The 12,416-nt window shown below is 38.6% G+C and carries 13 protein-coding genes; all 13 read left to right on the forward strand.

Annotated elements, in window-relative coordinates:
- Nucleotides 1-254 precede the first annotated feature (254 nt).
- The 13 genes from KIH41_RS06390 (at nt 255) to KIH41_RS06445 (ending at nt 12,408) form a co-directional block, all read left to right on the forward strand.
- A complete protein-coding gene (locus KIH41_RS06390) occupies nt 255-926 on the forward strand; it encodes a DUF6266 family protein (protein ID WP_214161895.1) in 672 nt (223 codons plus the stop codon).
- A gap of 243 nt (nt 927-1,169) precedes the next feature.
- Nucleotides 1,170-1,937, forward strand: a complete 768-nt coding sequence (locus KIH41_RS06395) for a hypothetical protein (RefSeq protein ID WP_214161896.1) — start codon at nt 1,170-1,172, stop codon at nt 1,935-1,937.
- 160 nt (nt 1,938-2,097) lie between these two features.
- Nucleotides 2,098-3,213 carry a site-specific tyrosine recombinase/integron integrase gene (xerA, locus tag KIH41_RS06400; protein WP_214161897.1) on the forward strand — a complete coding sequence of 372 codons (1,116 nt, stop codon included), beginning with the start codon at nt 2,098-2,100 and terminating at the stop codon, nt 3,211-3,213.
- Nucleotides 3,214-3,366: 153 nt separating this feature from the next.
- A complete protein-coding gene (locus KIH41_RS06405) occupies nt 3,367-4,041 on the forward strand; it encodes a hypothetical protein (protein ID WP_214161898.1) in 675 nt (224 codons plus the stop codon).
- A 245-nt stretch (nt 4,042-4,286) separates the two neighbouring features.
- On the forward strand, nt 4,287-6,074 hold the full coding sequence (locus KIH41_RS06410; RefSeq protein ID WP_214161899.1) for a hypothetical protein: 1,788 nt from the start codon (nt 4,287-4,289) through the stop codon (nt 6,072-6,074).
- 184 nt (nt 6,075-6,258) lie between these two features.
- Nucleotides 6,259-6,966, forward strand: coding sequence for a DUF6438 domain-containing protein (locus KIH41_RS06415; RefSeq protein WP_214161900.1), 708 nt, complete (start codon nt 6,259-6,261; stop codon nt 6,964-6,966).
- 140 nt (nt 6,967-7,106) lie between these two features.
- On the forward strand, nt 7,107-7,976 hold the full coding sequence (locus tag KIH41_RS06420) for a hypothetical protein (RefSeq protein ID WP_214161901.1): 870 nt from the start codon (nt 7,107-7,109) through the stop codon (nt 7,974-7,976).
- A 184-nt stretch (nt 7,977-8,160) separates the two neighbouring features.
- The gene (locus KIH41_RS06425) at nt 8,161-8,943 is read left to right on the forward strand and encodes a DUF6896 domain-containing protein (protein WP_214161902.1); all 783 of its coding nucleotides are present in this window, start codon (nt 8,161-8,163) and stop codon (nt 8,941-8,943) included.
- Between the two features lie 185 nt (nt 8,944-9,128).
- Nucleotides 9,129-9,728, forward strand: a complete 600-nt coding sequence (gene merTP, locus KIH41_RS06430; protein ID WP_013631655.1) for a mercuric transport protein MerTP — start codon at nt 9,129-9,131, stop codon at nt 9,726-9,728.
- Nucleotides 9,725-9,931 carry a GDCCVxC domain-containing (seleno)protein gene (locus KIH41_RS18125; RefSeq protein ID WP_013631656.1) on the forward strand — a complete coding sequence of 69 codons (207 nt, stop codon included), beginning with the start codon at nt 9,725-9,727 and terminating at the stop codon, nt 9,929-9,931. Before merTP ends, KIH41_RS18125 begins: the two co-directional genes overlap by 4 nt.
- A 174-nt stretch (nt 9,932-10,105) precedes the next feature.
- Nucleotides 10,106-10,879: a hypothetical protein gene (locus KIH41_RS06435; RefSeq protein WP_214161903.1), complete on the forward strand. Its 774-nt coding sequence runs from the start codon at nt 10,106-10,108 to the stop codon at nt 10,877-10,879.
- A gap of 168 nt (nt 10,880-11,047) precedes the next feature.
- Nucleotides 11,048-11,656, forward strand: a complete 609-nt coding sequence (locus KIH41_RS06440; RefSeq protein WP_175574442.1) for a Crp/Fnr family transcriptional regulator — start codon at nt 11,048-11,050, stop codon at nt 11,654-11,656.
- Between the two features lie 101 nt (nt 11,657-11,757).
- A complete protein-coding gene (locus KIH41_RS06445) occupies nt 11,758-12,408 on the forward strand; it encodes an NADPH-dependent F420 reductase (protein WP_214161904.1) in 651 nt (216 codons plus the stop codon).
- The last annotated feature ends 8 nt before the right edge of the window (nt 12,409-12,416 follow it).

Consider the following 12,416-nt stretch of genomic DNA (forward strand, 5'->3'; position numbering starts at 1 on the left):
CATGTTCTAACCATCTTCTAAGCAACTTCTAGTTTTGCCAGTGCATTGCAGAATAATCTTTGTTTCAGATTATTGCAAAATCTGAAATATATTTGCGTATATATTTGGAATATCAAATGTTTTTGCTATATTCGTTTGGCTTTTGACCTCAGATATGGATTAGGCGTTTTTTAATCGGGCAACAAGGTTGCGGAATTGAGTGGAAGCCTGGAGTAGCGTACTTTTTTATAACCATTTCTTAATCCAAATTTCTCATGGCGAAAGCACCAGAACAGTATCAGGGCCTGAACGGTAAAGTGGGCAACCTGATTTTTTACACCATCAACGGGGTCACCTACGTAAGATCGGCTCCCGCTAAAAAAGACAAAAGCGAAAAAAAGCCTTCAACCCCTGCCCAACTGCACCAACAGGAAAAGCTTCGGCTCACCCGCTGGTTTTTGGAACCTTTGCGGCAGCTGGTTTACTTCACTCACCAACACGGCATCAGGGGCGCCCGGACAGGGTACCACGAGGCCTCGGGGCAGATCATGAACCATGCGCTGGTCCACCACGACACCGGCTTGGCCCTTGCCCCCAACCAAATACTGATCAGTTCAGGCAACCTGACCGGCCCCAAAGCTCCCCAAGTGGGCTGGACGGAGGATGGCAGGGTGAAATTCACCTGGGAAAACAATGTGGGCGCGGGCAATGCTAAGGCAAAGGATCAGGTATTGGTTCTCCTGTACGACCTGGAGGAAAGCATGCCCTACTACCTGGTGGAGGGCCCTCCGCGATCGGCTGAAAGCCTGCTGATGGATGTGCCCATACCGGAGGAGCGGCGTGGCAAGCTCCACGCCTACATCGCCTTCAGCTGCCGCAACAGCCGAAGCAAATCCAGTCTCATCACCCACAACCTGTCCAACAGCGTGTACTTGGGGACTGTATGACGTCCATCAAAGGGACACGGAATCCGTATGCGGAAAAAAGGGACACAGAGTTGCACAGAGTTAAAAAAGAAGTTACATAGAAGCTGCATCGCGGAAAAAAACAAGCCACGAAGTCGAAGAAGTTCAAATAAAAAGTCGCACTAAGTTATTTTGAGACTTTGTGATACTTATTTAAAACTTTGTGTGACTTTGTGGCCCATTTTCAACGTAGGAACCTCCGTGTCCCTTTAAACTTAAACTTATATGGCTAAACAAGAAGGCTTGATCAAGCTCACCGGCAAGCTGGGTGAGGTTGTTTTTTACAAGAACAAAGACGGGTATTTTGCCAAGACCAAGGGCGGGGCCAGCAGGGAGCGGATCCTCAAGGAGGCCGGTTTTGCCCGGACCAGGGAAAACATGGCCGAGTTTGGGAGCGCTGCCAGCATGGTATCCCAGCTCAAGCTGGCCCTATGGCCGGGTAGTCTGCGCTGTGCGCCAAACAAACTGCACAGTAGGCTCTCCAGTGTCCTAAACCGGATCCTGAAGTCAGACCCCGAAAACTCCCGTGGGGAACGTACCCTGCTCAAAGGAGGCTGGGACTTGATGAGAAACTTCCAGTTCAACGACAAATCCAAATTCTCCAACGTGGTAAAGGTCAAACCAAGGATAGAAAGGACGGAGCAGACTTGGAAGGTCAGTTTTTCACAGCTCCGTGCGGCAGGGGATCTGCAGCTGCCCAGTGCGGCCACCCATCTGAGGTTTTTCCTCCTGGCCACCAAGTTTGGCCCACTGGGTGAAAACGACAGTCCACCAAGCAACCTGACCGAGTCCCATACTATCCCCGTGGAATCCCTTCCGATCGACCTGGAGTTGGCAGCCGAACTGCCCGATGGGGATTTTGCATTTTACGCAATCGCCCTGGGCGTCGAGTTCCTGATCTGCTCAGGACCCGAGGAATTTGAAGTGGGGAGACGGAAGTTTGACGCGGCGTATGTGGTGGAGGCTGGGGTTTGGCAAAGCAGTTTGGAATAGCGCTTAAAAGGCCTTTTAGGGACTGCTTGCCATCATCCTTGAGTTGAGTGGACGGAAGACCGAAGCCTGCCTGACTCGGCAGAGGCAGGACCGATGACAGAAGAAAGCTCATCTAATAATCAAAAAGATTTATTAAATTAGGTAGCTAATTTTTTTGAATATGAAGAAGATCTTTTTGAAAAATGGGTTTAATCACAAAACACCCGTTATCCAGTTAATTTTCCCCTATGATGAAGAGCTAAAACAAGCGGTAAAACTGTTACCTGATTGTCATTGGGACACATTCCAGAAAGTTTGGTATGTACCATATTCCGACAATCAGCTTGACATGCTTTTAAAGGCTTTGCGGGGAAAAGCTTGGCTGGACTATTCACAATTGAAGAAAGTAGCCATACCAAAACCTGCTCCTTTAATTCCAGAGCTCGAACCGTTGGATACAGAATCAGCAAAAGAAGTGGCTGCCTTTATTGACTGGCTGCGCAACAAGCGGTATGCTGAATCCACTATCGAAACCTATTCTGGCGCCCTTACCACCTTTTTCAGGTTTTTGAAGAACAAGCCGCTCAAGGATGTAGACAACCAAGACTTGGAGCGTTTCAACAAGGAATATGTGCTTGCCAGAAAGTACTCGGCTTCCTACCAAAGTCAGGTCGTCAATGCAGTGAAGCTGTTTTTCAGCAACAGGCAGCAGAGGAAGTTGGATCCGGAGATCGTATATAGGCCGAAAAAGCCCAAACTGCTTCCAAACGTTATAAGTAAAGAGGAGGTAAAGGAAATACTTAACGCCCACAAAAACATCAAGCATAAGGCAATGCTTTCCTTGATATATGCTTGTGGATTAAGGAGAAGTGAATTATTAAATATAAGGATACTGGATATAGACTCTAAAAGAAAAATGCTGAAGGTCAGGCAATCCAAAGGTCGAAAAGACAGGTTTGTGCCTTTGCCTGATAAAATAATAGAATTGCTGAGGGAATATTACAAGGTCGAAAAGCCTGTCGAATATCTTTTTGAGGGGCAAAATCAGGGGCAAAAATACAGCGAAAAAAGTCTGGAGAACGTACTGAAACAGGCTTTGGCCAAAAGCATGATCAATAAACCGGTAACCCTGCACTGGTTAAGGCATTCCTTTGCCACCCACCATCTTGAAAACGGCACAGACTTAAGGTATATACAGGAGCTGTTGGGCCACAGCAGCAGCAAAACCACGGAGATTTATACGCACGTAAGTATAAAAAGTCTTCAAAAAATCAGGTCACCGTTTGAAGATTTGTAAGAAAAGTTTAGTATCATTATACCCTGACAAAAACCTCTGCTTTATGAGGCTTATCCCCCCGAAATTGGGGGGATAAGCCTCATAAGCGTGAGGGGTATAAACAAGTTAGCGAAAATTGCAGGAAGGTAGTACACCAACGAAAGTGATGACTAAATGAAATTTTACAAAGAAAGTACTCGGTTGATATTCTCAGCTGCGATAGGATTAGTTGCGGTATTGACTTATATCCTGCTTCTAGAAATTAATGGGTTTGAGATAAATGAAAGTAATTTGTTTATTTTATTCATGTTACCAGGCTTACTCATTAATTTGTTTTTGTTTTTTGCTGCACTTACCCTGGCCATAACCTCTTTAGTAGTTTTATTTTCCAAACATAAATCAAAACGACTGATTCTATATATCTTATCAGGACTTATAATTGTTTTATTAACAGGAATTACAGAATTGCGGAAAATCCAAAGTTCTAATTTATACGAATTAACAGAGGATAAATCTTTGGATTCAACAGAAGTTATCAAGCTTTATGAAAAAGCGAAGAAAAAAGAAGATATCAGAGCTATTTCAAACATAGCTATTCATCAAAATCTCCCCAGCTCTTTTCAAGAAAGATTGTCGGAATCAGAAAATATAGAAGTTAGAAGAAATATTGCTTGGAAGACTAATTCAAAAGAATTACTAATTAAGCTTTCGACTGATTCTGAATTTAAGGTTCGCATGGCAGTTGCATCAAATAAAATAACCCCATTAGAAATCGTTTATAATATGCAAAATGACCCAAATGAATATGTAAAAAATACAGCATTTGCTATGTATCAAGCAAGAAAGTGAAAAAAGCAACATTTCGCTAACATCACCTTGGATACAGCGGGCGGTTCCGAGTAACTATAAAAATCAGTATCTTTAAGAAGTTAGGAGTAAGCTTGAAGAATACGGCTCCGAAAGCCCACCGTCTCCAAGCTGAATCCCGTTAGGTGCAAGCGTAGAGAACTACCGTGTAATAACAAAATGACCGACATAAAAAAAAGCAACCCATTTTGACGACAGACAAATCATATATTGCCAACTCAGTTAGCATGGAACAAATCCTAGAATTTGAAGTTGCCTTTCCAACAGAAGAAAGACTAACTTTTGAACAGTATTTGGCGGGAAGCAGCAGAGAAATGATTTTAAATGCAGCGGCTTTCTTTTTAGGTTTCAAAAATCATAAATCAAAGTTTGACGACAATAAGGAGTTTCTTGGAATGTTTTTCCGAACAGAAAACAACGAGTTTGCAAACCAAGTTTATGACAGAATAAAGGAATTTGAAAAGAAAGGTGTTAGAATAGGAATAATAAACACTTATTCTAGTTTGAGACTTTTTGAATATTACTTTTCAAAGCCTGAAGAGCCTGAAACCCAAACACAAGCTGAGTTAGAAGTTAATTTGTTTAAGGCTTACTTGGCTTTAAATACTGAATTTACCGAAAAACAAGCTGTTGCCTTTCCATCAGCACAGGAAAGTGATGAAGAATTAAAAATTCCAATGATGCTGTTTTGTATGCAATATCCTGTTTCGGATAAATCAAACTACGACATCAATCAGATTTGGACAACACAAATGATTAAGGCTATTTATCTCTTTCAGTTTCTTGAATCTCATGAAAAAACCAAACCCCTATTAGCTGCATTTTTAAATTATTTTAATTGCCCAACATGGCAAGACTATTTAAAAAGTCTTTTGCCATTAACCATTCCTGCAATAAAGAATGAAAGAGAAGCACATACCGACATTGTTGTAGAACCAGGAGACAATTTTAAACAAGGCTGTGCTTTTATTGAAAAGCTAATGATTCAGGAAAATGATGAACTTGACCAAAATGATTTTCTTACAACTAGAGCAAAGCCGTTTTACAAAGTAAAAGATGGCGTTTACCGCATAATCTTCAATTTATTTGTGGTTGAAAAGATTTTCAAAGGTGTTTATTTCCTTTTGAGAGATGTAAATAAAACTCTTCCATCAGCTCAAAAGATTAAGGAAATTAAAAGTTTCTACGGTGACGAATTTTCAGAAAAAATACTTTGCTACAATGTAATGGAAAGTATATATCCTGATAAATGTATTCGGTTTTCAGGTAAAGAATTGGAAAATATGAAAATTGTCGCTGCACCTGATTATTATGTAAGAAAGGGCAAAAACATTTTACTTGTTGAATCAAAAGACTTCTTAATTGCAGCAAATAAAAAAATGTCTTTCGACTTCAATGTGTATGAAGAAGAGTTTGGAAGAGTATTGGACTATGAAGAATTGCCAGATGGAAAAATAAAGTCAAAGGCTGTTATGCAATTGATAAACAACATACGCAGAGTTCTAAAAAATGAATTTTCTGCTGATACAGATTATCACTATAAAGAAATTTTCATTTATCCAGTTTTGCTTACACACGACCATCAATACGACACTCCGGGATTTAATGAACTTATCGATTTTTGGTTTCAGGATGCTTTGTTAGAGTTGGCGGAAGAAGGTTTATTTATTCATCATGTTAAGCCATTATCTGTAGTAAATATTGATTCACTTATCTACAATCAGGTTGGATTAGCCAACGACATTGCACTACATGAAATCTTAAACATTTATCACGACAACAAAAAAATAGAGAAACAAAAAAAGAGAAACTTCAAATCTCAAGAAGAATATGACAAGTATTTGGAAGAATACATACAAATGAGAATGTCTAAACTTGTTCCATTCTCAATGTTTATTGATAAGTATTTCCATAAACGAAGTTTATGGAAACAACCTCCATTACTTGACTTGGTTGCACCTACACTTTTTAAAGAAGAATATAATGAAAGAAGAAACAAAATAGAATCTGCTTGACAAAGACGGAAAACATACTAAAGACTAAAACGCCAGCACCTAACAGGCGTTTGGCTCAATGGCGGGTGACGTGGTTAATTGAACATTCTACATCGCATCAACTTTTGTGATGTTTTGACAGTTTAGTGCTCCGGAATCCGCCACTGCGCCAAGCGCCAAAACGTTATGGACTATTTCAAAAACGATGAAGAAACCCATCTACATATTTTTCTTTCTGACTCTCCTTTCATGCAATAAAAGAGAAGAAGAACATATTTCTCAAAAACTAAATGGTTTTTGGTTTAACGATGACAAAATTCTATTATTCAGGGATTCTGTAATGTTGCATCCAATTTATGATGCTCCAGGCATGTTCGAGTTCACTGTTAATAATGAAATGTTAATCGTTGACAACAAAGATGAATATTTTGAATATAGCTATGATACTTGCTATATAAAACTGAAAAAGGAAAATGAATTGACATTAAAAATTGATGATGTAGATTATCAATTCCTAAAATATGAACCTAAACAAAGAATGGATTTTCAAAAGCTTTATTTTGAGGTTGAACCTTGTCATGGTATTTGTCCAATTTTTGAAGTATACATTTTTTCAGATGGAACAGTCAATTACAATGGAATAGCATACACGAAAATAGAAGGAGAAAAGAGTTTTAAATTGGATAATAAAATAATTGACGAAATAAATGACCTATTAGAAGTTGCTAAGATTGTGGATTATCCAGAAGAAAAATTATCAAGTCCAGCTGGTAACCCAAGATATAATATGGTTGTGGAATATCCAAATGGTATAGAAATTTCAATAGTTGATGGATTGTTTGTAGGAAAATATGACAATATCGTCAAGTATTTTTACTTCTTTGAAAGGCAGTTAATAAAAAACAGTCCATAACATCACCTTGGATCCAGCGGGCAGTATCGAGTAACTATGAAAATCAGTATCTTTAAGAAGTTAAGAGTAGGTTGGAAGAGAACGGCTCCGAATGCCCGCCGTCTCCAAGCTGAATTCCGTTACCTGCCATAATAAAAGAGATGCCATACAAAATAATATTCCTGACCGTTTTCATTCCGACACTTTTCTTTAGTTGCTCTGTACAGACAAAAAAGGATCAGGAGTATCAATTTGAACAAAAGACCTTCAAGGTTGACACTTCCTTTGTTGCAAAAGCTACAGTTGAGAGTATTTGTCCATGCCAGACCACACTTGCCGACATAATGAAAAGCAGTACGCTGCAAACTGTTGATGTAGAAATCATGGAGCAAGGAAAAAACTGTATTAGTTCGGACTCAAGGTTTGAAAATGACAAGGGTTATAGTTTAACTCAAACAAAAGGGCTAATTGTTCAAAAGGACGACGGCACAGAATATGTTACAAAGGTTCATTTGACCAAAGACTTTGAAGGTAGACTTCCCAACGGAAAATTTGTTTCGATTAAAAACCTGAAACTAAAAGGCGTAGTCAAAATGTATCCTAATCTTGACTACGGGACAAGAGAATGTTCTGAATATTGGAACTACAACAACGATACAATCCACTTTTACTTCAAAGTGAACAAAACAATTAATCGGTATCCATTGGATGAAAATTTATATGCTGACAAACCAATAGAAGGAATTGACATTGTGTTGTGGTGCTATAAAATGTATGGACCTGACTATTCAGGTGAGGTTGTTTATGAGCGACCCTTATACGCACCTTTATTGGAAACCCATGTAAACACTTATGTGTGGAAACAACGCGAAGACGTCGGAACAAAAATCAAAGAAGTAACAACCTTTGGAAAGAGAAGTAATTATGACATCATAAGGCTTGGTAAGTGGCTTGAATATTCATCAGACCATCAACTTATGACAGAAGAATATTACGACAACAAAGGAAGTCTTGTAAAGAAAGTGCGATAATTACGGCAGGTAACATCACCTTGGATCCAGCGGGCGGTATCGAGTAATTATGAAAATCAGTACCTTTAAGGAGTTAGGAGTAGGCATGAAGCGAACGTCTCCGAATGCCCGCCGTCTCCAAGCTGAATCACGTTACCTGCAATGCTGAACGACCTGATAACATCAAAGTAAACAGACAAAATAAATGACATTAGACAACTCAAAACTTGAACGACTTTTAAAACTTCTTGACGAGGCAGAGAAGTTAGCGGGACAGTTTTCGGGTGGATACTCCAACAATTTTTTATCTGCACAAGAATTTCATTCAGCACTTAGAGAAAGTTTAAACAAACTTAAAGCAGGTGACACCGACCAATTGAATGATTTATGGTTGTGGTTTGCTCCCACTTGCGACTGGGACGACTTCATTCATAAGGACGGTGAAGATTTAGCTAACGAAATCCATCCACTTGTGACAGAGTTAAGAAAGTCATTTAAGGTTTACACCCTTGTTGACCTAATAACTGACTACCAAGAAAATGTTGAAAGAGTAATGAATGCTTTTAAGCAAGAATTCAACAGAACAGATTTGTTGACGGCATACAGACACGACAAAATTTATCCGCAAGTAGGTAGTTTGAAAAAGTATCACATCAAACGTTATGCATTTCACGGAATTGGTTTAGCGGTTGACTTTGACGACAACACTTCCGTAGATTTTGATTTTGCATTTCTTCCAGAGCAACGCTATGATGGTTTTGATTTATGGCGTCTTGGTGAGTTTGTATCTTCACGACCAGACAAATACAAAAAGTATCTTGACAAGGAAAAACTTGAAGAAGATTTTAATAAGTTAGTTGAAAGTGGAGTAATTGTAAAACCTGACTGCGAGCCATCAACAACGTTATACTTCTTTCATTCTTCATTGACAAAATCTAAATCGACAGACAATAAAACAGAAAAAAAGTGGTGGGAAATATGGAAATAGAAAGCACAGCAGGTAACAGGCGTTTGGCTCAATGGCGGGTGAAGTGGTTAATTGAACATTCTACCTCGCATCAACTTTTGTGGTGTATTGACAGTTTAGAGCTCCGAAATCCGCCACTGCGCCAAGCGCCAAAACGTTATGCGGCAGCTTAAAAGACAACAACCAACGACATTGACAGTAAGAAAATGAAATCAGATAATAAACTTGCAGGACTTGGACTTTTGACAGCAATTTCGGCATCACTATGCTGCATTACACCTGTTTTGGCTCTGTTGGCTGGAACAAGTGGACTTGCTTCTACTTTCTCTTGGCTTGACCCATTCAGACCATATTTAATTGGCTTGACAGTTTTGGTTCTTGCGTTTGCTTGGTATCAAAAACTGAAACCTCAAAAACAAATTGACTGCTGCGACACAACTGAAAAAACACCCTTTATTCAGACAAAAAAGTTTTTGGGTTTCGTAACAGTTTTTGCAGGACTGATGCTTGCGTTTCCAAGTTATGTCCACATATTCTTTCCAAAGACAGAAAGTCAAACAATCATAACCGACCAATCAAACATTAAAACAGCAGAATTTACAATTAACGGAATGACTTGTGCAGGTTGTGAAGAAAACGTAAATCACGAAGTAAATAAACTGACAGGAATAATTAAGACGAATGTTTCTTACGACAACGGCAACGCAATCATAGAATTTGATAGAACTCAAACCGACATTCAAGAGATAGAAAAAGCCATAACTAAAACAGGCTATTCCGTAACCGACAAAAAAGAAATAAAATGAACATAATCCTGCAATCAACTATCACTTGCCCTGAATGTGGACATAAGAAAGAAGAAACTATGCCGACAGACGCTTGCCAATATTTTTACGAGTGCGAAAGCTGCAAAAAGGTATTAAAGCCAAAACAGGGCGACTGTTGTGTATTTTGTAGCTATGGAACAGTGAAATGTCCATCCATTCAAGCCGGGACAAATTGCTGTTAAAGACAATGATAAAACTGACTGAAATCGAAAGCCGACCGCATAACATCGGTTTTGCAATATGGCGGGTGAAGTGCTACTATGAAACATTTGTGCAAGATTCAACATCAGTAATTCTATTGAACTTTTGTGCTAAAATGCCGCCACATCGCAAAGCCGTAAACCGTTAGCGAACATATGATGAAACCCATCTACATATTTTTGATTCTGATTATGGTTGCAAATCAATCAAAAGCGACCTCCCAAATTCGTGATGTCCTATTTTTTGGAAAGGACACTTTAAATTTTTATGATTCTCCACTAGATAAGATTGAAGGAATAAGTGATAAAATCCTGAGGTTAAGGAAAGATGAATATGTAGTTTCTTCTGATTGTTGGAAGGGCTTTCGAGCAGAATGGAGAATAATTAACGATGTTCTGTATTTATCCAACGTACTTGATTGCCATTCAGAAAAACAATTAAATCCATTGATAGAAGAAATATTAGGGATAAAATTTACCGATGGATTAATAAGAGCAGATTTTGTTGATGGAGATTATTGGGCAGGGAAAAACCAAGTTTATGAACAGTCATTTTATACTCCAATTTATAAACAGGAAATAAAATTTACCATTAAAGAAGGAAGAGTTGTCAATTCAACAAAAACTGAGTCTTTTGAATGTGATTATTCAGATAAGGAAGATTTAAAGAATTTTAATCCTAATGAAATAGAAGATTTGAAAGGGGAATCAATAAAAGTCTCAGTGAATGTTAAGTCAGATAAAACAGGAAGAATAAGGGAAGTGAAAATCGTGCACTCCACGCATCCCGCAACTAACAAGCTTTTCCAAGATTCCATTATGAAACTGCCATGCCGTCCAGTCTATTTTCTTAAAGGAGAGTATTGGTCTATTGAAGAATCAATTTATTTGTCCTTTAATATGAAGGAACTAAAAGAATACGTTCGCTAACATCACCTTGGAAGACAGCGGGCGGTTCAGAGTAAATAGAAAGTTTAGTATCTTTAAGAAGTTAGGAGTAGGCTGGAAGAGAACGGCTCCGAATGCCCGCCGTCTCCAAGCTGAATCCCGTTGTGGGCAATGCAGCGAACTGATAAAACATCCTCGTACCGACAAAGAATGAATGAAGAAAAAATTATACAAACACAAATTGAACCTTTGTTAGGTTATTTTCAAAATCTAATTCCTCTTAATAAGGAAGAAAAACAATTGGTGTTCGACTTGTTCAAACCCAGATTGTACCGAAAACGGCAGTATGTATTGCAGTCAGGTGATGTATGTAACCAGTTCAATTTTATAGTTCGAGGCTGTGTGCGTATGTACAAAGTTGATGACAAAGGAAATACTCACATTATACAGTTTGCTTCCGAGAATTGGTGGTTGAGCGATATTGGTAGTTTTCACGAACGAACACCTTCTGAACTCAATATTGATGCTTTGGAAGACACAATGGTATTACAAATAAGCCACGATAATTTGCTGTCACTTTATATTCAAGCTCCTAAGTTCGACCGTATTTTTAGGGTACTGATTGAAAATAGCTTTGTATCGCTTCAGAAGCGATTATTGCAAAATATTAGTTCTTCTGCCGAAGAAAGGTATTTATCATTTATAGAAAGTTATTCGCACCTGGCCAACCGAATTCCACAAACACAAATTGCTTCATTTTTAGGCATTACACCCGAATTTTTAAGTCGTTTAAGAAACAAGCAAACCAAAAAATCTTAAACTACATCAATACTATTTCTTGACCCAGTTCATTGTAGTGAGAGCTCTTTATATCACAACTTTGCATTATCAATTTATTGTTAAACTTCAAAAGAAATAGTATGTCAACAACATCAAAAATAGCTATCATCGGCTTAGGAAATATCGGGAAAACTTTAGCCCAAAACTTCGTCAAAGGGAATCAGCCAGTAATTATTGCAAGCCGAAAATTGGAAGATGCAAAAGCATTGGCAAAGGAATTGGGAACACTGGCAACAGCGACCGAAATAAGTGAAGCCATTAAGAATGCAGATATTATTGTGTTGTCTGTTTGGTTCAACACCATTCAGGAATTGTTCGAACAATTTAGTACCGAACTACAAGGGAAAATAATCATTGACCCATCAAATCCTATTGCTCCAGACGAAAGCGGTGGTTTCAAAAAAATTATTGGTGAAAAAGAATCCGCTGGACAGCTTAATGCTGCTATCTTACCAAAGGGAGCAAAACTGGTCAAAGCATTCGGTACATTAGGTGCAGCTTCATTAGCAAGTGCAGCTTTTCATTCACCTGAAAAATCAGTTTTATTTTATGCTACAAATCACACCTCTATAGATACGGATATAGAGCAATTAATAGAATACAATGGCTTTGATGCAGTAAAGGTAGGTGGTTTAGAACAATCTATCCGCATTGAAGTATTTGGGGATTTACATGAATTCGGTGCGTTGGGCAGAGTGGTTACAAAAACTGAGGCTTTGCTGAAATTGTAAGAGCATAA

It is taken from the genome of Litoribacter ruber (assembly GCF_018500185.1).
Taxonomy (GTDB): Bacteria; Bacteroidota; Bacteroidia; order Cytophagales; family Cyclobacteriaceae; genus Litoribacter; species Litoribacter ruber.